The sequence below is a fragment of the uncultured Parasphingopyxis sp. genome (assembly GCF_937129435.1).
GTDB lineage: Bacteria > Pseudomonadota > Alphaproteobacteria > Sphingomonadales > Sphingomonadaceae > Parasphingopyxis.
In genome coordinates this window covers 1-18,250 of sequence record NZ_CAKZNF010000022.1, presented here as the reverse complement: position 1 = coordinate 18,250, position 18,250 = coordinate 1, and the positions used below count along the sequence as shown (strand labels likewise).

Below are 18,250 nucleotides of genomic sequence, written 5' to 3'. Positions count from 1 at the left end.
AGGATAAAGCCGCCTAGTGCGTGATGGTCGGCATAGGGCTCGAACGGGATCGCGCGCTCGGTGGCGAGCTTGACCACGCCGATGGCGTTGAGCTCCAGGGTCTTGGCGGCGAGATGTTCGAGGGTGTTGATGTTGATCTGGTATTCCGGGGCCTGCACCCGCGCCGTGACGGTCTGCGTGCCGATCTTGAGCCAGTAGGGCCGGCCCGGGACCAGGGCCTCGTCGTTCATCCACACCAGCGTGGCCTCGAACTGGTCGGCGACCTGGGTCGGCGCCTCGGCCTGGGTGATGACATCGCCGCGCGAGCAGTCGATCTCGTCGGCGAAGCACAGGGTGATGGACTGACCGGCCACGGCCTGGTCGAGATCGCCGTCGAAGGTGACGATGCGGGTCACGGTGCTGGTCTTGCCGCCGGGCAGCACGCGGACCGCGTCGCCGGGCTTGATCGAGCCGCTGGCGATCAGGCCGGAGAAGCCGCGGAAGTCCAGGTTGGGCCGATTGACCCACTGCACGGGAAGGCGGAAGGGCTTGGCCTGGTCCAGCGTCGTGTCCAGCTCCACCGTCTCCAGGTGCGCCATCAGCGGCACGCCGGTGTACCAGGGCATGTTCGGGGAGTTCGCGGTGATGTTGTCGCCCTTGAAGCCGGAAATCGGCATCGGGGTGAAGTCGGTGATGCCGATGCTGGTGGCGAACGCGCGGTAGTCCTCGACGATGGCCTGGTACCTGCCCTGGTCGTAGCCGATCAGGTCCATCTTGTTGACCGCGAGCACCAGATTGCGGATGCCGATCAGGTGCGCCAGATACGAATGCCGCCGCGTCTGCGTGAGCACGCCCTTGCGCGCATCGATCAGGATGATGGCCAGATCCGCCGTGGAGGCGCCGGTGACCATGTTGCGCGTGTACTGCTCGTGGCCGGGCGTATCAGCGACGATGAACTTGCGCTTTTCGGTCGCGAAGAAGCGATAGGCGACGTCGATCGTGATCCCTTGCTCGCGCTCGGCGGCGAGACCGTCGACGAGAAGCGCGAAATCGATATCCTGCCCTTGGGTTCCGACTTGCTTGCTCTCCGTTTCCAGCGCGGCGAGCTGGTCCTCGAAGATCATCTTCGAATCGTAGAGCAGCCGGCCAATGAGCGTGGACTTGCCATCGTCGACCGAGCCGCAGGTGATGAAGCGCAGCAGCGACTTGTGCTGATGCGTGTCGAGATAGGCGTCGATATCCTCGGCGATCAGCGCGTCGGGGCGGTAGGAGGTGTCGGCGTTGGCCATCAGAAATACCCCTCCTGCTTCTTCTTCTCCATCGAGGCGGCCTGATCGTGGTCGATGACGCGGCCCTGCCGTTCGGAGGTCGTCGTCAGGAGCATCTCCTGGATGATCTCGGGCAGCGTCGCCGCCGTGCTTTCGACCGCGCCGGTCAGCGGGAAGCAGCCCAATGTGCGGAAGCGGATCGAGCGCATCACCGGTTCGACCTTGCGGCCCCACACCTTTTCCAGACGCTCCTGATCGTCGACCATGAACAGCCCGCCTTCATATTCGTAGGTCGGGCGCTCGGCGGCGAAATAGAGCGGGACGATCTCGATCCCCTCGAGATGAATGTATTGCCAGATATCGAGCTCGGTCCAGTTGGACAACGGGAAGACGCGAACGCTCTCGCCCTTGGCCTTGCGCGCATTGTAGAGCTTCCAGAGCTCGGGCCGCTGGTTCTTGGGGTCCCAGCGATGGTTGGCGCTCCTGAAGCTGAACACCCGCTCCTTCGCGCGCGCCTTCTCCTCGTCGCGCCGCGCGCCGCCAAAGGCCGCGTCGAAACCATATTTGTCGAGCGCCATTTTGAGACCCTCGGTCTTCCACATATCGGTGTGCAGCGAGCCATGATCGAAGGGATTGATCCCCTTCTCTTTCGCCTCCGGGTTCTGGAAAACCAGCAGTTCCATCCCCGCTTCCTCGGCCGCCCGATTGCGAAGATCGTACATCGCCTTGAATTTCCAGGTCGTATCGACATGGAGCAGCGGAAAGGGCGGCGGGCTGGGATAAAAGGCCTTGCGCGCGACGTGGAGCATCACGGCCGAGTCCTTGCCGACGCTGTACAGCATCACCGGCTTCTCCGCCTCCGCGACAACTTCGCGCATGATATGGATGCTCTCGGCCTCCAGCCGCTGCAAATGGGTCAGCCGGTCGGGGGCGATGGCCGCCTCGGAATTCATGACGATGAAACTGCTCCTGATTGCCGTGCGACCGACGCTTTAGGACGGCGCCACCCCTAATGCCAACAGCGCCTGATTGTGAAGCGAAAAGAACAGCTTTTCGCAATGCAGCATCGGATGACCGGAATCAGCGAGAAATCGCGCGAAAGGCGAGCCAGAACCAGCCGCCAATCATCAGCACGCCGCCGATCGGCGTGACCGCACCGAGCCAGCGCGGCAGCCCCAGGGCCATCAGGTAGAGCGATCCGGCAAAAACGAGCCCGCCCACAATGAACAGCCATGCCGGCCCCTTCACGCCCATCTGCATGGCGACGAGTGCCGCGACCGCATGGACGAGCTGATACTGCCCGCCGGTCTTGAGCCACTCCGCAGCCTCGCCCGACGCCCCATGCGCTCCGAACGCTCCGGCGCCCACGGCGAGCGCGCCGGAGAGGGCGGAGAGGAAGAGCAGCAGGCTCATTCGACCGTAACGCTCTTGGCGAGATTCCTCGGTTGATCGACATCTGTCCCCTTCGCCACCGCCACATGATAGGCCAGTAGCTGCACCGGGATCGCGTAGACCAGCGGCGCGATCAGCGGGTGGACCTTGGGCATCTCGATCGTCGCGATCGTTCCCTCGCCCGCCTTTGCGATGCCGTCGGCGTCGGAGATCAGCACGACCTGCGCGCCGCGCGCCTGGGCTTCCTGCATGTTCGATACGGTTTTTTCGAAGAGCGGGCCGGAAGGCGCGATCACGATCAGCGGCACCTTGTCGTCGATGAGGGCGATGGGGCCGTGCTTCATTTCGCCCGAGGCATAGCCTTCGGCGTGGATGTAACTGATTTCCTTGAGCTTCAACGCGCCTTCGAGCGCCATCGGATAGTCGGGGCCGCGGCCGAGATAGAGCACGTCGCGCGCCTCGGCGATCGTCCCGGCCATGGCTGCGATCTCCTCGTCATGGCCGAGCGCCATGTTCATCGCCTCGGGCGCTTCGGAGAGCTGGCGGACGATTTCGCTCTCCTCCCCGGCGGGCAGCTTGCCGTGATCGCGCGCGATCCGCGTCGCGAACGCCGCCATCACAGCGAGCTGGCAGGTGAAGGCCTTGGTCGAGGCGACGCCGATTTCGGGCCCGGCATGGGTCGGCAGCAGCAAGTCCACCTCGCGCGCCATCGAGCTCGTCGGCACGTTGATGATTCCGGCGGTCCTGATACCCGCGGCCTTGCAATGTTTGAGCGCGGCGAGCGTGTCCGCCGTCTCGCCCGATTGCGAGATGAAGATCGCGAGTTGCTTGTCGGACAGGACCGGGTCGCGGTATCGGAATTCGCTTGCCACATCGACCTCGACCGGCACGCGCGCGAACTTCTCGATCCAGTATTTGCCGATCATCGCGACATAGCTCGACGTCCCGCAGGCGACGATGGAGACGCGGTCGAACCCGGCGAGATCGAAATCCATATCGGGCATCGCGACGCAATCGTCGATCCGGCGGAGATAGCTTTTCAGCGTCTGGGCGACGACGATCGGCTGTTCGTAAATCTCCTTGAGCATGAAATGGCGATGATTGCCCTTCTCCATGATCGCCGCAGACGCGCCGCTCTCGCTGACCGGGCGAACGATCAGCTCGTCGTCCTTGTCGTAGATCAGCGTGCTGTCGCGCGTGATGACGACCATGTCGCCTTCCTCGAGATAGCTGATGCGCTGCGTAAAGGGCGCGAGGCCGATCGCGTCCGACCCGAAATAGCTCTCGCCTTCGCCATGGCCGACGACGAGCGGCGAGCCGAGCCGCGCGCCGATCAGCATGTCGGGGTGGCGCTTGAACATGATCGCCAGCGCAAAGGCACCGTGCAGCCGGTCGAGCGTTTTCCGCACCGCTTCGCGCGGTTCGGCGCCCGCTTCGATATGCTCCGACACGAGATGCGCGACCACCTCGGTATCGGTCTCGCTCTCGAATTTGCGGCCGCGCCCGATCAGCTCTTCACGCAGTTCCTTGAAATTTTCGATGATGCCGTTGTGGACGAGCGCGACCTCTTCGGTCGCATGCGGATGGGCGTTGTCGGTCGTCGGCGCGCCATGCGTCGCCCAGCGCGTGTGCGCGATGCCCGTGACGCCGTCGACCGGATCGGCGGCGAGAACATCGACGAGATTGTCGAGCTTCCCCTCGGCGCGGCGCCGTTCGATGCCGTGATCTGTGAGCACGGCGATCCCGGCGGAATCATAGCCGCGATATTCGAGCCGCCGCAGACCGTCGATAAGCCGGTCCGTCACATTGCCCTTGCCGAGAATTCCGATGATGCCGCACATGGCGCTCCCCTTACCCCCTCTTTAGTAATCTTCAAGTGAATGAGTGCGGTAAGAATGGGAATTGAGAACGCCGCAACATCGCTCAAGGCCCCGGAAAGGCAGGCGGAAGCTCCGCAATATTCTCGCGCCACAGAAAGCGTATTCCTTCCGACACGAGCCGCGGCACAATCGTGTGATGTTCCTCACCAGGCATCAGCCGAAGCCGCATCTCCAGCCCTGGATAGTTTCGCACGCGCAATTGCTCGGCCATCCGTGCGCTCGAACTGACCATTCCGCTCAACGCAGTGAAATAATCGTCGACTTCCGCCTCTCCGGCCGCCAGAAACAAATCGACATCGAGGTCCTGATGCGCGCCCGCGAAGCGGCGTTCCGCATCCCAAACGGCACCGCGAACGCCATCGAGATATGGGCTGCCTATCAGGAACTTGCTGAAACTCCCCGGCCGGGCAAACATGATATAGGCGGCGAACATCCCGCCCGCCGAATGGCCGAACAGCGCGTGATCCCCGGAAAACCGATATCTCTCTGCCAATTGCGGCCGCAATTGATCGATCAGGAGTGATCCGAACGCATCGGCGAGATGGGGAAAGTCCGGGAGTTCGGCGAGAGCCCGCCAAGCCTCGCCGCGCTCGCCCGCCGGATAGTAATCGGGGCCGGGCGGCGAAAAATCCATGATCCGCCGCCCGACGCCGCCAAGGCCTTCCTCCGCCGGGCTTCCGATCCCGATGACGATCATTTCCGGAGCCATGTTGCCGATGACGAGCGTATCCAGCGTGGCGACCGTCAGTCGCATCATCAGCGGTGCATCGAGCACCCAGAGGACCGGATAGGCACGGTCGCCAGAGACGCGATAACTTGCCGGCAATGCGACAATGACCTCGTGTGGATGCGGGATTCCTTCACCCTGCACACTGAACGGTTCGAGAATCTCCATGTTTACGCGCGCGCCCGGATATTCCGCGAGTTGGGGATTGGCGAATGCAGGAGGAACGAAAAATACGAACAAACCCGCCGCAATGGCCAGCAGCACAGTCGTGATAGCAGGGCGGGTTTGCATCCTTCTCCGTCTTCCCGTGCCAACCGTTAAGGAATTCACTGTATCATAGATATAATACACCGGGTTCGTCAACGATTCACGCTTTATCGGCGGCCTTTTTGAGGCCGTGCTTCGTCAGGCGTAGCTGACGACTTCGAACTCGATATGGTTCCAGTCGAAGAAGTAGAACCGGCGGCCCGGCTCGTAATCGTCATGGCCGAAGGGCTCGAGCCCCGCCGCAACGACCTTCGCCTCGACCGCGTCGAGATCGTCGACGACGACGCCGACATGATTCATCGGCACGCCTTTCTCGAAGGCCGGGTCGGCGGCGGCGATGGCGGGGTTGGTGTAGAGCGCGAGATAATCGTCGTCGCTGCCAACATGGATAGTGTGCCCGTTCCCCATCGCCGGGCCCTGCCAGCGGATCTTCCAGCCGAAAAGCTGCTCCATCAGCGCCGCCGAGCGTTCCGGGTCGGTCACGCTGATATTCACATGTTCGATACGTGCATTGCTCATCATTGAATCTCCTTGTCTTGGGTTGCGCCGTCAATCCGCCATGGCGGAAAGCGGCGGTTGGCGCCGGCATGGTAAAGGCAAAGCGAGTTGTCGGCCGGATCGCGAAGCCGCGCCTCGCGCCAGCCCCAATCCTCGTCGCGGGGCGGCTGGTCGAAGGCGATTCCTGCCGCTTCCAGCGCCGCCACCGCCGCGTCGAGATCGTCGAACTCGAAATAGACGACGGTGCTCATCGGCCCGATCCGATCGGCATGATGGATCGAGAAAGTCTCGCCTGCCGGCGTCTCGAACCGCGCATAGCGCGGCGGCGCATCGACGATCTGCCTGAGGCCGAGCGCCGCGTAGAAGGCAACCGATGCCGCATAGTCGGTGCAGCCGAGCGTGACCTGGTTCAATCGCATTCGTCCGCCCCGTCGCCATCGCCGCAATGGCGCCAGCCGAAATCGAGCACGCCGCCAACCGGCTCGGCCGGAAGCCGGGACAGCCAGACAACCGCCCGCGCCAGCAAAGAGCCGGTTCGTTTCACCAGAACGGCCATGCTTCGTCCTTCCCTGTTGCGTGTCGCTTCGATGCGACTTGCCCCTTGTGCAACCTCAAGCTAAGTTGAGGTCAAGAGCTATCGCAAACGGGAATTTCGATCACAGTCATGGCACAAACCGCACTTCTGACCATCGGCGATGTCGCCGCGCGAACGGGGCTCGCCGTCTCCGCGATCCGCTTCTACGAGGACAAGGGACTGGTGGAACCGATCCGCTCGGCGGGCGGGCAGCGCCGCTTCCTGCGCGCCGATATCCGCCGCCTCTCCTTCATCCTGATCGCGCAGCAACTCGGCCTGTCGATCGGCGAGATCGGTGCGCTGCTGAAGGAGCTGCCGCAGGGCCGTACGCCGACCAAGGCCGACTGGACCCGGATCAGTCGCGCCATTCGCAGCCGTATCGACGCGCGTATCGCCGAGCTCGAACGAACGCGCGACCGCCTCGACGGCTGTATCGGCTGCGGCTGCCTCAGCCTCAAAAACTGCGCCCTTTACAACCCCGACGACCGCGCCGCCGCCAAGGGTCCGGGGCCAAGACTGGTGATCGAAGAGGCCCTCGACTGACGGGCGCGTGACTCGCCGCCGCCTTTGACCGATAAGCGGGGAAAACGAGCGGGAGGTGGGGATGCGTCTTTGCGGAACGGGTTTCGTGGCCGGGATTCTGTCCCTCGCCATCGTATCGGCTGCTTATGCACAGGAGGTACGCCCCGCACCGCCGCCGGGCGAGGCCAGCGCGGCGACGCGGGCGGCGAACCAAGCCGTGGCGGAACGGTTGCCGATCGCCGACCACTCCGATTTCGAGGACGCGACGCGCGGCCGGATCGCGCAGATCCCGGGCGGCATCATTCGCGACGAGGACGGCAATGTGGTCTGGTCGTCCGAGGCGCTGTCCTTCCTCGCGGGCGACGCACCCGCCACGGCCAACCCCTCGCTCTGGCGCCAGTCGCAGCTCGCCGCCGAGCATGGGCTGTTCGAGGTCGTCCCCGGCATCTGGCAGGTGCGCGGCTACGACCTTTCCGTCATGACCGTGATCGAGGGCGAGACGGGCTGGATCGTTATCGACCCGCTGACAACGGTACCCGCGGCGCGCGCGGCACTGGCGCTGGTCAACGAGACGCTGGGCGAACGGCCCGTTTCGGCGATGATCTATACGCACAGCCATGCCGACCATTTCGGCGGCGCGCGCGGAATCGTCGACGAGGCCGAGATTGCGGCGCGCAACATTCCGGTGCTCGCCCCCACTGGCTTCGCGCAGGAGGCAGTGGCGGAGAACCTGCTCGCCGGAACGCATATGAGCCGGCGCGCGACTCTGATGTTCGGGCGGATCATCCCGCCGGGACCAACTTCGCATATCGGGTCGGGGCTCGGTCCCGGGCTTGCCGGCGGTCCGGTCAGCCTGATCCTGCCGACCGAGGAGATCGACGGCGACGGATCGCAGCGGATAGTGGACGGCGTGGCGTTCGAATTCGTCGATGCGGCGGGCACCGAAGCGCCGGCCGAGTTCATGTTCTACCTGCCCCAGCATCGCGCCCTCCACACCGCCGAAGTCGCGACGGCAACGTTCCACAACGTCCTCACCATGCGCGGCGCGCAGGTCCGCGATGCGCTTGGCTGGAGCCGGGCGATCGACGAAGTGCTGCAACGCTATGGCGATGAAGCGGAAGTCGCGCTCGCCTCGCACCACTGGCCGACATGGGGCGGCGAAAATGTCCGCGCCTGGCTCACCGGCCAGCGCGACGTCTATCGCTATGTCCATGATCAGGTACTGCGCCGGGCGAATAGCGGCGCGACGATGGTCGAGGCGGCCGAGGCGATCGGGGAACCCGATTTCACCGCCGGCGATTTCGCGGCACGCGGCTATTACGGGTCGCTCAACCACAACGCCAAGGCCGTCTACCAGCATTATTTCGGCTGGTGGGGCGGCGTGATGGCCGATTATCACCGGCTGCCGCACGAGGAGAGCGCGGGCCGCTATGTCGAGGCGATGGGCGGGGCGGACGCGCTGCTGGCACGCGGGATCGCGGCCTATGACGCCGGCGATTATCGCTGGGCGGCGGAACTGTTCAACCATCTCGTCTTCGCCGACCCGGAAGACGCACGCGGCCGCAACTGGCTCGCCGCTGCCTATGAGCAGATGGGTTTCCAGGCCGAAAGCGGGGCGTGGCGCAGCTATTATCTCGCCGGCGCGGCCGAATTGCGCGGCGGCGCGCCGACCGCAGAGCCGCCCGCGCTGGGCAGCCCCGATTTCCTGCGCGCCGTGCCGACTCTGCAGCTCTTCGACATGCTGGCCAGCCGCTACGATCCGGCACGGTTGACCCGCGACCCCTTCGCACTGCAATTCCGATTCACCGATACGGACGAGAATGTGGCGGTCGAGATCGGGCGCAGCGTTATCGTGCCGCGTTCGGCCCCGGCGGCCAACCCGGCCGCGACACTCTCGATCACGCGGCCTGCCTTCGAAGCGCTGCTGCTTCAGAGCCGCACCTTTCCGGAGATCGCCCAGGCGGGCGAAGCGCGGATCGAGGGCGATGTGGGGGCGTTCCAGGCGATGATGGGATTGTTTGAGCAGCCCAATTTCTGGTTCGCGACGCAAACGCCATAGCCGGGGAAAATGCGAGGCCGGACATTGGGCGCGTCCGGCCTCGCAGGAACCCGGCGCTTTTGGGCATGCGATCGGTCCGGGAGGGGCGCGACCGATTCGCCGGGTCTGCCAGCGCTTTATTGCAAATGATTATCAGGCGCAAGAGACCAGTTTACGGAGTTCGAACACGCATCCGGCGATCGAGCAGGATCAGCAGGCTGGCGAGAACCGTCACCCCGGCCAGCAGCCCGGCGACGTTGATCGCCAGAGCCCATGCAGGCAGCGCCGACGCGTCGAGAAAGTGATAGGCGTACCAGCCATCGGCGGCGCCTCGGATCATGGCATAGGCAAAATAGCCGGCGGGCCAGGCAAGCGCCCTCCACAGGTCGTTCCAGCCGATCGCGCCATGCGGAAAGAGCAGCCAGGCCAGCAGGAACAATGGCGGCGTCACATCATGAAGCGCATGATCGGCGACTGCCTGCCATCCTTGCGGGTCCCACACCCAACGCAGCAGCAGCGAATAGGCGATGCCGACCAGCGCGATCGAAACGGCGGCGACGAACCGCCAGCGAGCATCTGCCATCGGCGAAGCCGGCCGCACGGCCATCGCCGTCGCCACCAGCGCGACCAGTATGTTGGTCAGGATGGTGAAGAAACCGAGATAGCGCCACAGCGCGAGCGCCACCGGTTGCCCATCGCCGCGAAACTGATCGACGATCAGGACGAGTTGCAGGACCAGCGCTGCCCAGGCGGCCGCCGCGGTCAATGCCGCGACGCCCCGCGCCCATCGCCCCGGCGTCATCGGCTGGGAGTTCCGTCGTTCAGGACTTGTCCGCCTTTTTCTTCTTCATCGTCTGGTGGAAGCGGTCGGCCCAGCCTGGCTTCACCAGCTGCTCGGCCCGCTCGATCCGAAGCTCGCCATCGGCGACATCGCGGGTCACAGAACTCCCCGCCGCCACGATCGCGTCGCGGCCGATGGTGACGGGGGCGACCAGCGCACTGTTCGATCCGATGAAGGCGCGCTCGCCGATTACCGTCCTGTATTTGAAATAGCCGTCATAATTGCAGGTGATCGTCCCGGCTCCGATATTCGCGCCCGCGCCGACGGTCGCGTCGCCGAGATAGGTCAGGTGGTTCGCCTTGGCACCCTCGCCCAGCGTCGCTTTCTTCATTTCGACGAAATTGCCGACTTTGGAGCGTGCTTCCATCACCGCGCCGGGGCGCAACCGGGCATAGGGGCCGACCTCGCACCCTTCCCCGACGCGCGCGCCTTCCAAATGGCTGAACGCGCGGATCGTCGCGCCGTCGGCGATCGTTACGCCGGGGCCGAACACCACATTGGGCTCGATCGTCACGTCGCGGCCGATTTGGGTGTCGTAGCTGAAGAACACGGTTTCGGGCGCCCGCAGCGTCGCACCGTTTTCCATCGCCTCTTCGCGCTTATATTCCTGCCACTGCGCTTCGGCGGCGGCGAGTTCGGCGCGGCTGTTGATGCCGGCGACCTCTTGCGGCTCGGTCTCGACGACCTTCACTGTATCGCCATCATCGATCGCGATCGTCGCGACGTCGGGAAGATAATATTCGCCCTGCGCATTGTCGTTGCCGACCCGGTCCAGCAAACGCCACAGATCGTCGCTATGCGCAACGATGACACCCGAATTGCAGAGGTCGCAGGCGCGCTCTTCCTCGCTCGCATCCTTATATTCGACCATCTTCGACACCCGCCCCTCGCCATCGGCGATGATGCGCCCATAGGCGAGCGGATCGGCGGGCCGGAAGCCGAGCACCGCGACCTTTACGACATCGTCGAGCGCGTCGGTCAGCCGCCGCATCGTTTCGCCACGCACCATCGGGCAATCGCCGAAACAGACAAGCACATAGCCCTCGAACCCGGCCAGCGCCTCTTTCGCCTGCAGCGCCGCATGGCCGGTGCCGAGCTGCGGCTCCTGCAACACCACATCGATATCGCGATCCGCCAGCGCCTCCTCGAGCTGCTCGCGCCGATCGCCGGCGACGACGACGAGGCGTGCGGGCGAAAGATCCGCGAAACTGTCGAGCAGATGATCGAGCATCGGCCGGCCGCCGATCGGGTGCAGCACCTTGTGCAGATCGGATTTCATCCGCGTGCCCTTGCCCGCCGCAAGGATCACGGCGGCAAAGGCGGTCGGTTTATGTGCGTCGTCAACCATAGATGTTCCCTGCCGCCAATTTGCCCGAATTTCCATAGAGGCGCGACATTTCAATTTTTCGTCATTCCAGTGAAGGGCAGGCGTTCGCGCCGCACGATACCGGTCCGAATAACCGGCGCGCCTAGCTTTCGCAGGGACGACGAATATTGTGTCTGAGCGGAATTCCTATACCCCCGCCGCCATGGCTGTCGATACCGTGATCATGCCCAATAGCGCCGAGGCGATCGCCGAAGCCGCGCGCCGCATCCTGGCGGGCGAGTGCGTCGCCGTGCCGACCGAAACCGTTTACGGCCTCGCCGCCGACGCGACGAACGGCGAGGCCGTGGCGCGTATCTACGAGGCCAAGGGACGGCCCAGTTTCAACCCGCTGATCGTGCATGTCGGGACCATGGACATGGCCAGGGATATCGCCGATTTCAGCCCGACGGCCCTCGGGCTTGCGGAGGCCCTTTGGCCCGGCCCGCTGACCATGGTGCTGCCGCATCGCGAAGACAGTCCCATCGCGGATATCGTCACCGCCGGGCTTCCGACGATCGCCCTTCGCCTGCCGAGCGAGCCGACAATGAGACGCCTGCTCTCCAAGGTCGGCAAACCTCTTGCCGCGCCATCGGCCAATGCGAGCGGGCAATTGAGCCCGACGCTCGCCGCGCATGTCGAAAAGAGCCTGGGCGGCCGCATCGGCTTGATCGTCGACACCAAACACCCGCCGCACCACGGGCTGGAATCAACAATCGTTGCCGTACGAGAAGAGGGCATCGAACTGCTCCGGGCCGGACCGATTACGGTCGAGCAGATCGGGGCAGTGACAGGCACCGGCGTTTCAGAGGCGTTGACGGGCAAAATCGAGGCGCCGGGCCAGCTTCTTTCCCATTACGCGCCATCCAAACCGCTTCGGCTGAATGCCATCGACGCCGACGAAGATGAATATCATCTGGGCTTTGGCGAAATAGGCGGCGACTCCTCGCTCAGCCTCAAGGGCAATCTCGAAGAGGCCGCCAGTCTGCTCTTCGACGCCCTGCATTTCGCGGACGCCAGCGATAGACACCGGATCGCCGTTGCCCCGATTCCGGAAACCGGTATCGGCGTCGCGATCAACGATCGCCTGCGCCGCGCCGCCGCCGGCAGCGCCGGTTGAGCAAACGCACTTTACCTCTCCCGGCGATCGGCGGATAAGCATGGTTGCAAAAAGATCAATGCGGAGGGGAGCATGACAATCACGCAAAGAGGCGTCGCCGAATTTTTCGGCACATTCTGGCTGGTGTTCGGCGGTTGCGGCAGCGCCGTACTGGCCGCCGCCTTTCCCGAGGTCGGTATCGGGCTGCTCGGCGTATCGCTGGCTTTCGGCCTGACCGTGCTGACCATGGCCTATGCCATCGGTCATATTTCGGGCTGCCATCTCAATCCGGCGGTGACCGTCGGGCTATGGGCGGGCGGGCGTTTTCCGGCCAAGGACATCCCGGCCTATGTCGTCGCGCAGGTGCTGGGCGCCATCGCAGCGGCGGCGGCGCTCTATATGATCGCCAGCGGCGGACCGGACTATGCGGGCGGCCTCGCCTCGAACGGTTTCGGCGAGCATTCGCCCGGCGGCTATGCGATGTCCTCGGCGCTCATAATCGAGATATTGCTGACCGGCTTCTTCCTGTTCGTGATCATGGGATCGACAGACGGGCGCGCGCCCGCCGGCTTCGCCCCGATCGCCATCGGCCTGTGCCTGACGCTGATCCACCTGATCAGCATCCCGGTGACCAATACCTCGGTCAATCCGGCGCGCAGCACCGGACCGGCGTTGCTCGAAGGCGGGATCGCGCTGCAGCAGCTCTGGCTATTCTGGGTGGCCCCGGTTGCCGGCGCGCTGATCGGCGGAGCGATCTACCGCGCGATGGGCGGCAAGGCGGAACCCGATATCGAGGGCGAATCCGCCGCCTGACGGCAAGGCGCCGATATCAGGGGAAAAGCAGGGCCGGAGGGGAGGCGTTAGCTTTCGGCCTTGGCCTTCAGCCGCGCCTGAAAGCTCTTGCGCAATTTCTGCAGCTTCGGCGGGATCACGGCCATGCAATAGGGATTGCGCTGTCCTTCGCGCTCCCAATAGTCCTGATGGTAATCCTCGGCCGGATACCATTCGCCCATCGCTTCGATCGTCGTGACGATCGGGTCGGGCCAGTCGCCCGCCGCCCGTTCGATCGCCGCTTCCGCTTCCGCCTTCTGCGCTTCATTGTGCGGAAAGATGGCCGAGCGGTATTGCGTGCCGATATCGTTCCCTTGCCGGTTGAGCTGGGTCGGATCGTGCGTCGCGAAAAAAATATCGAGCAGGTCGCCAAAACCGATGGCTTCGGGATCGTAGGTCAGCCGGATCGCCTCGGCATGGCCGGTATCGCCGGCGCACACTTCGCGATAGGTGGGGTTGGTGGTATCGCCGCCGGTATAGCCGCTCTCGACCTTCTCGACGCCGATCACGTCGTTGAACACCGCTTCGGTGCACCAGAAACATCCGCCCGCAATCGTCGCCTGTTCGCTGGTCATGACCTCGTCTCCATCTGTTCCGGGCAAATCCTACCCGTACAGATAGTTATTGCGGCGGCCGTGCAACAGGGCGGAAATGTTCCGGGTTTTCAGAGCAGTTGCGGCCGGGTTGCGGGTTCTGCACTTCGCTGCAGAGCTGCTCGGGTACCTGCGGGCGCCCATCGGGATGGCCTTGTGCCGGCGGTTGCTGGTTGCCGTGATTGCCATGGCCCTGATGGCCCGGCTGGTTCCCCTGCCCCTGTGTATTCTGCGCCAGCTGCACGGCTCCGGCCGGAACTCCCTGCGCGCTCGCGGCAGTGCCAAGTGTCAGCGCACCAGCCGCTATGATCGAAAGCGTCTTCATCGAATGACTCCCATCTTCCGTAACCGCGACCCGCTACGATTCGTCGTCCTCTTCGCCCTCCGAATTAAGCCAAACGAGCTCAAAACGCCAGTTGTCGCGCTCGGCCGCCTCATCGAAGGCCGGAACTTGGCGCTCGCTGCCGACGAGCGAGAGGACGATATCGTCGTCGATCGGCGCGTCCGATTCCATCAGAATGATGCCGCCCCAGCCGACATGATCGGACATATAGTCGACCTCGAGCCGGCCGTCGTCGCGCTCATAAGCCCGATCGACCATCGAGGCGCGGTCCTCCGCCATGATCATCTCGCCGGAGGGATCGATCGAATAGATATGCGTATATTGGGCCAGTTCCTCCGGATCGAAGACGAGGCGGAAGCGCACCCCCTCGTCGCCGCCGATGGTCGTTTCGCTCGCTTCAAGGCGTGTGATGCCGGTGTAGCGATAGCGCTGCAGGCCCTCCATGAGCTGACACTGCGACGGGGCCATGGGAACGATGCCGCGCACATTGATCCGCTCGACAGGGACACCCGCCTGTTCGGCTTCGCGCAGCAGCGTGTTGCGCACCGACCCGCCCGGCGCGACGGAGGCGCCGCTGACCGAGAGCTGCACGCCCTCCTCGCCGTCGCTGAATTCGGAAATGGTGAGCCAGGAACAGTTCACCTCGGTCAGTTGTTCGGCCAGAAACGCTTCCCGGTCCCTGACGCCGCCGGGATTCATGATCCAATAGGCGATCACGATGCCGATCGCGCCAAGTATCAGCAGGCCGATCACCGCGGCGCGGCGATAGACGCGCCGGTGGCGCAGCATGTACATCAGACCCGGCGCATCGCCCTGCTGCACCTGATAGGCACGCACGGACCCGGCGATATTCTTGAGCTTCTGGTCGCCCAGATCGACGAAGCTGACCTCGAACTGGTTCAGCTGTTCGCGCGCCCGTTGCGACACGCAAATACCGTTCGGCGATGCCAATGCCTCGAGCCGGGCGGCGATGTTGACGCCGTTGCCGAAGACATCGCCGTCGCGCATGATGATGTCGCCGATATCGAGCCCGATGCGCAGTTCGAGCAACGGCCCGCGCCCGGCCTGCGCCGCCTGCTGGTTGCGCTCGACGAACGCTTCCTGGATTTCGGACGCGCAGCGGAACGCCGCCGACACACTCTGGAACTCGCCGATAAAGCCGTCGCCGGTATGCTTGACGAAGCGCCCGCCATTCTTCTCGATCGCGGGGCGGATGATGGTGTCGACGCGCTCGTTGAAGCGGCGCACGACGCCCTCTTCGTCGATCGTCGTCAGGCGCGAATAGCCGCAGATATCGGCGACAATGATCGCCGCCAGCCGCCGCTCCATCGGGTCTATCGCCATAAGATCCCCCAACCGCGCAGAAGCGCGCATCCCGCAACCATGAACCATAAGGCGCGCGCGCGCCGAATCAAAGCACGGGATATCGGCTGGCTGGGGCGGCAGGATTCGAACCTGCGAATGGCGGCACCAAAAGCCGCTGCCTTACCACTTGGCCACGCCCCAGCAGCCGGGGCGCTATATAGCGGGTGAATTTATTGGCGAAACCCCCGGTTCGAGGGAACGCGTCTGCCCGCCTCTTACAACCCGCGCTCGATCAGCGCCTTGGTCGATATATCCAGTTCCAGCGCTTGCTCTTCGTCCGCCGCGATGGCCCTGGCGATGTCCTTGCCGAGTTCGACGCCATATTGGTCGAACGGGTTGATGCCGAGCAGTACCGCCTCCACGAAGGTCCGCTGCTCGTAAAAGGCGAGCAACGCGCCCAGCGTCGCAGGATCGAGCCGTTCCAGCAGAATCGTGGTCGAAGGCCGGTCGCCGGGGAAATCGCGGGCCGGATCGTCGGCATTTTCGCGGCCCGCCATCAGCGCGGCGCCCTGCGCGAAGCAGTTGACTAGCAGCGCCTCGTGATGAGCGGGGTCGAGATCGTGGCCCGGCTCGGCCACGGCGAGGAACTCGACCGGGACGAGATGCGTCCCCTGGTGCAGCAGCTGGAACACCGCATGCTGCGCGTCGGTGCCAGTGCCGCCCCAGACGATGGCCGAGGAGGCACGGCCGAGCGGGTCGCCGTCGGCGGTCACGCGCTTGCCGTTCGATTCCATGGCGAGTTGCTGCAGCCAGTCGGGCAGCAAGCGAAGCCGTTCGTCATAGGCGAAAAGCGCCCGCGTCTCGGCACCGCGTTGTGCATAGTAAAGATCGACGAAGGCGGCCATCGCTGGCGCGTTTTCGTGCCACTCGGCGAGGCGGGAATGCCGGTCCATCGCGCCCGCGCCCTCCAGAAGCTGCTCGAACGCCTCCCAGCCCAGCGCCAGCGCCGCGGCGAAGCCGATCGACGACCAGAGCGAATAGCGGCCGCCAACCGTCTCCGGGAAAGGCAGCACGCGCGTCTCGTCGATGCCGAATTCGACCGCCTTGTCCGGCGCCGCCGTCACCGCGACGAACTGGCCAAAGGGATCGGCGACTCCGCCGTCGCGCATCCAGCGAATGACGCTCTCGGCGTTCAGCATCGTTTCCATCGTGGTGAAGGACTTGGAAGCGAGCACGACGAGCGTGTGCGCGGGATCGAACAGTTCGAACGGTCCGACCAGCGCCTGCCCGTCGATGTTGGAAACGATCGCGACATCATAGTCGCTTTCCGCGTCGCCCAATGCCTCGATCACCAGCTCCGGCCCGAGCGCCGATCCGCCGATGCCGATATGGAGCACATGCCGGATCTCGCCGAACGCACCCGCATCCACCGCCTCGGCGATCCCGGGCGAGCAATCCTCGAAGGCGAGCCGTGCGATGCGGCCGATCCGCAAACCGGTCAATGGCCGCGCTGCGACCGGGCCGGTGCCCTCGATCGCCGCGAAGGCGTATGCGGCGTCCGCGACGGTCCGGGTCAGTATGCCGACCGTATCGAGGGTGTGCGAGAGCGGCACGACGCCGGTCGTCGGCCAGCGCCCGATGGTGGTCTTGAGCCCGACATTGCCGGTCATGGCGGCCGGAATGCGGACAGACCCGCCCGTATCGGTGCCAAGCGCCAGCAGCGCCGAGCCTTCCGCGAGGCCTACCCCGGCGCCGGCGCTCGATCCTCCGGAGACCCGCCATGCGTCGGGATCCCAAGGGTTACGCACGCTGCCCCAGTGGCCGTTGACGCCGAGACCGCCAAACGCGAACTCGACGGTATGTGTCTTGCCGGTGAAGATTGCGCCCTGCGTCCGCAACAGCCCGACCAGCCAGCCCTCGGTCTCGAACGCGGCCGGCAGCGCTCTCGGCGTCCCGGCATAGGTGGCGGTTCCGGCGACGCCAAAGAGGTCCTTCACGGATACCGGGATACCGGCGAGCGGCCCGGCCGTCCCCGCCATCAAGGCCGCCACCGCGCCGTCCGCCATGGCGCGGGCGATGTCCGGTCGCCACTCGCGATAGGGGCCGGTGCCGATTTCAGGCTGCGCTTCGCGCCGGGCAATGGCCTCTTCCGCGAGGTTCCGGGCCAGAGCCGGTTCCGAGGACAGCCGGGCGGCGATGTCGGAAAGGGAAAGGTCGAAAAGGTCGTCGGTCATGGCATGTTGTTCTCCTTGCGCGACGATAGGAGGGGATCGGTCGGAAACCAAGCCTCCGGATCGACCCCGGCGACGGATTCTGCGGCCAACTGCAACGGCGACGTTTTGTTGTCACGCAAGCTGCGCTAGAATCGGTTCCGGGTGGGCAGTCCAGACTGACAGCGGGTATTCCTGGAAATGAACAACAAGACGGACGGCGGCGCAGCGTCGGGGTCGCGCGGACCCGGCATCGGGGCGCGCCTGACCGTCGGGACGGGCCTGGCCATCAGGGCGCGGCCGCGCATCGCGCTGACCCGCCGTCCGCGCGTCGATCGCGGTGCGGATCAGTGATCCTGCTGCAGATGGCGGTATGGCATCGACCATTGAGTGCCGGCTCCGGGGCAAGGATCAGAACCTACCCGGCAGAGTCTGCCGGGTGGTCGGCAACTTCTGCCGGGGTGCTCCCCGGATGTCGCGCCCTGCCGTCAGGCGCCGGTGAACGCGGTCCGGTGAACCC

Annotated in this window: 19 protein-coding genes and 1 tRNA gene; 5 read left to right on the top strand and 15 right to left on the bottom strand. The window is 64.8% G+C overall.

Annotated features, from left to right (window positions below; genetic code table 11):
• From cysN to Q0139_RS04245, 8 genes are all read right to left on the bottom strand, one after another.
• Nucleotides 1-1,268: sulfate adenylyltransferase subunit CysN (gene cysN, locus Q0139_RS04280; RefSeq protein ID WP_298017967.1), on the bottom strand; the 1,268-nt coding region annotated here is incomplete at its 3' end.
• Complete coding sequence (gene cysD / locus Q0139_RS04275; protein WP_298017964.1) at nucleotides 1,268-2,200, bottom strand: sulfate adenylyltransferase subunit CysD; 933 nt, start codon at nucleotides 2,198-2,200, stop codon at nucleotides 1,268-1,270. The genes cysN and cysD, both read right to left, overlap by 1 nt.
• 127 nt (nucleotides 2,201-2,327) lie before the next feature.
• Nucleotides 2,328-2,660, bottom strand: coding sequence for a DUF423 domain-containing protein (locus tag Q0139_RS04270; protein WP_298017962.1), 333 nt, complete (start codon nucleotides 2,658-2,660; stop codon nucleotides 2,328-2,330).
• Nucleotides 2,657-4,480 (bottom strand): glutamine--fructose-6-phosphate transaminase (isomerizing), encoded by a 1,824-nt coding sequence (glmS, locus tag Q0139_RS04265; protein WP_298017959.1) that lies wholly within the window; start codon nucleotides 4,478-4,480, stop codon nucleotides 2,657-2,659. Before glmS ends, Q0139_RS04270 begins: the two co-directional genes overlap by 4 nt.
• A gap of 82 nt (nucleotides 4,481-4,562) precedes the next feature.
• A complete protein-coding gene (locus tag Q0139_RS04260) occupies nucleotides 4,563-5,414 on the bottom strand; it encodes an alpha/beta hydrolase-fold protein (protein ID WP_298017956.1) in 852 nt (283 codons plus the stop codon).
• Between the two features lie 237 nt (nucleotides 5,415-5,651).
• The gene (locus Q0139_RS04255; protein WP_298017973.1) at nucleotides 5,652-6,032 is read right to left on the bottom strand and encodes a VOC family protein; all 381 of its coding nucleotides are present in this window, start codon (nucleotides 6,030-6,032) and stop codon (nucleotides 5,652-5,654) included.
• Nucleotides 6,032-6,430 (bottom strand): VOC family protein, encoded by a 399-nt coding sequence (locus Q0139_RS04250; protein ID WP_350137308.1) that lies wholly within the window; start codon nucleotides 6,428-6,430, stop codon nucleotides 6,032-6,034. Before Q0139_RS04250 ends, Q0139_RS04255 begins: the two co-directional genes overlap by 1 nt.
• Nucleotides 6,421-6,567 (bottom strand): hypothetical protein, encoded by a 147-nt coding sequence (locus Q0139_RS04245; protein WP_298017954.1) that lies wholly within the window; start codon nucleotides 6,565-6,567, stop codon nucleotides 6,421-6,423. The genes Q0139_RS04250 and Q0139_RS04245 overlap by 10 nt, the downstream gene beginning before the upstream one ends.
• Nucleotides 6,568-6,675: 108 nt before the next feature.
• On the opposite strand from Q0139_RS04245, the gene soxR reads away from it, so the two are divergent.
• Both soxR and Q0139_RS04235 read left to right on the top strand, forming a co-directional pair.
• A complete protein-coding gene (gene soxR / locus Q0139_RS04240; RefSeq protein ID WP_298017951.1) occupies nucleotides 6,676-7,128 on the top strand; it encodes a redox-sensitive transcriptional activator SoxR in 453 nt (150 codons plus the stop codon).
• 85 nt (nucleotides 7,129-7,213) lie between these two features.
• Nucleotides 7,214-9,166 (top strand): alkyl sulfatase dimerization domain-containing protein, encoded by a 1,953-nt coding sequence (locus Q0139_RS04235; protein ID WP_298017947.1) that lies wholly within the window; start codon nucleotides 7,214-7,216, stop codon nucleotides 9,164-9,166.
• Nucleotides 9,167-9,317: 151 nt separating this feature from the next.
• Here the strand turns inward: Q0139_RS04235 and Q0139_RS04230 are convergent, their stop codons facing one another.
• Together Q0139_RS04230 and glmU are read right to left on the bottom strand one after the other, a co-directional pair.
• Nucleotides 9,318-9,947 (bottom strand): Pr6Pr family membrane protein, encoded by a 630-nt coding sequence (locus Q0139_RS04230; protein WP_298017942.1) that lies wholly within the window; start codon nucleotides 9,945-9,947, stop codon nucleotides 9,318-9,320.
• A gap of 19 nt (nucleotides 9,948-9,966) precedes the next feature.
• A complete protein-coding gene (gene glmU, locus Q0139_RS04225; protein WP_298017934.1) occupies nucleotides 9,967-11,334 on the bottom strand; it encodes a bifunctional UDP-N-acetylglucosamine diphosphorylase/glucosamine-1-phosphate N-acetyltransferase GlmU in 1,368 nt (455 codons plus the stop codon).
• Nucleotides 11,335-11,536: 202 nt separating this feature from the next.
• Between glmU and Q0139_RS04220 the strand changes: the two genes are divergently transcribed.
• Both Q0139_RS04220 and aqpZ read left to right on the top strand, forming a co-directional pair.
• Entirely contained in the window at nucleotides 11,537-12,469 is a 933-nt protein-coding gene (locus tag Q0139_RS04220; RefSeq protein ID WP_298017970.1) for an L-threonylcarbamoyladenylate synthase, read from the top strand.
• Nucleotides 12,470-12,541: 72 nt separating this feature from the next.
• Entirely contained in the window at nucleotides 12,542-13,261 is a 720-nt protein-coding gene (gene aqpZ / locus Q0139_RS04215; protein WP_298017924.1) for an aquaporin Z, read from the top strand.
• A 47-nt stretch (nucleotides 13,262-13,308) separates the two neighbouring features.
• Here the strand turns inward: aqpZ and msrA are convergent, their stop codons facing one another.
• The 5 genes from msrA to Q0139_RS04190 all read right to left on the bottom strand — a co-directional run bounded on the left by msrA (nucleotide 13,309) and on the right by Q0139_RS04190 (nucleotide 17,754).
• A complete protein-coding gene (gene msrA, locus Q0139_RS04210) occupies nucleotides 13,309-13,854 on the bottom strand; it encodes a peptide-methionine (S)-S-oxide reductase MsrA (protein WP_298017922.1) in 546 nt (181 codons plus the stop codon).
• Nucleotides 13,855-13,900: 46 nt separating this feature from the next.
• A complete protein-coding gene (locus Q0139_RS04205) occupies nucleotides 13,901-14,197 on the bottom strand; it encodes a hypothetical protein (protein ID WP_298017919.1) in 297 nt (98 codons plus the stop codon).
• A gap of 33 nt (nucleotides 14,198-14,230) precedes the next feature.
• Nucleotides 14,231-15,559, bottom strand: a complete 1,329-nt coding sequence (locus Q0139_RS04200; protein WP_298017911.1) for an adenylate/guanylate cyclase domain-containing protein — start codon at nucleotides 15,557-15,559, stop codon at nucleotides 14,231-14,233.
• Between the two features lie 87 nt (nucleotides 15,560-15,646).
• Nucleotides 15,647-15,721 (bottom strand) — tRNA-Gln (locus Q0139_RS04195).
• Nucleotides 15,722-15,795: 74 nt separating this feature from the next.
• Nucleotides 15,796-17,754, bottom strand: a complete 1,959-nt coding sequence (locus tag Q0139_RS04190; protein WP_298017906.1) for an amidase family protein — start codon at nucleotides 17,752-17,754, stop codon at nucleotides 15,796-15,798.
• Between the two features lie 177 nt (nucleotides 17,755-17,931).
• Here Q0139_RS04190 and Q0139_RS04185 point away from each other — a divergent pair, with 177 nt between their 5' ends.
• Nucleotides 17,932-18,084 carry a hypothetical protein gene (locus Q0139_RS04185; RefSeq protein ID WP_298017904.1) on the top strand — a complete coding sequence of 51 codons (153 nt, stop codon included), beginning with the start codon at nucleotides 17,932-17,934 and terminating at the stop codon, nucleotides 18,082-18,084.
• The last annotated feature ends 166 nt before the right edge of the window (nucleotides 18,085-18,250 follow it).

Coding starts and splice junctions, on each gene's coding strand:
- Q0139_RS04255 (WP_298017973.1), bottom strand. CDS start 6,032: ATGAGCAATGCACGTATCGAACATGTGAATATCAGCGTGACCGACCCG.
- Q0139_RS04185 (WP_298017904.1), top strand. CDS start 17,932: ATGAACAACAAGACGGACGGCGGCGCAGCGTCGGGGTCGCGCGGACCC.
- glmS (WP_298017959.1), bottom strand. CDS start 4,480: ATGTGCGGCATCATCGGAATTCTCGGCAAGGGCAATGTGACGGACCGG.
- Q0139_RS04270 (WP_298017962.1), bottom strand. CDS start 2,660: ATGAGCCTGCTGCTCTTCCTCTCCGCCCTCTCCGGCGCGCTCGCCGTG.
- Q0139_RS04230 (WP_298017942.1), bottom strand. CDS start 9,947: ATGACGCCGGGGCGATGGGCGCGGGGCGTCGCGGCATTGACCGCGGCG.
- aqpZ (WP_298017924.1), top strand. CDS start 12,542: ATGACAATCACGCAAAGAGGCGTCGCCGAATTTTTCGGCACATTCTGG.
- Q0139_RS04245 (WP_298017954.1), bottom strand. CDS start 6,567: ATGGCCGTTCTGGTGAAACGAACCGGCTCTTTGCTGGCGCGGGCGGTT.
- Q0139_RS04250 (WP_350137308.1), bottom strand. CDS start 6,430: ATGCGATTGAACCAGGTCACGCTCGGCTGCACCGACTATGCGGCATCG.
- Q0139_RS04200 (WP_298017911.1), bottom strand. CDS start 15,559: ATGGCGATAGACCCGATGGAGCGGCGGCTGGCGGCGATCATTGTCGCC.
- soxR (WP_298017951.1), top strand. CDS start 6,676: ATGGCACAAACCGCACTTCTGACCATCGGCGATGTCGCCGCGCGAACG.
- cysD (WP_298017964.1), bottom strand. CDS start 2,200: ATGAATTCCGAGGCGGCCATCGCCCCCGACCGGCTGACCCATTTGCAG.
- Q0139_RS04260 (WP_298017956.1), bottom strand. CDS start 5,414: ATGGAGATTCTCGAACCGTTCAGTGTGCAGGGTGAAGGAATCCCGCAT.
- Q0139_RS04205 (WP_298017919.1), bottom strand. CDS start 14,197: ATGAAGACGCTTTCGATCATAGCGGCTGGTGCGCTGACACTTGGCACT.
- Q0139_RS04190 (WP_298017906.1), bottom strand. CDS start 17,754: ATGACCGACGACCTTTTCGACCTTTCCCTTTCCGACATCGCCGCCCGG.
- msrA (WP_298017922.1), bottom strand. CDS start 13,854: ATGACCAGCGAACAGGCGACGATTGCGGGCGGATGTTTCTGGTGCACC.
- glmU (WP_298017934.1), bottom strand. CDS start 11,334: ATGGTTGACGACGCACATAAACCGACCGCCTTTGCCGCCGTGATCCTT.
- Q0139_RS04220 (WP_298017970.1), top strand. CDS start 11,537: ATGCCCAATAGCGCCGAGGCGATCGCCGAAGCCGCGCGCCGCATCCTG.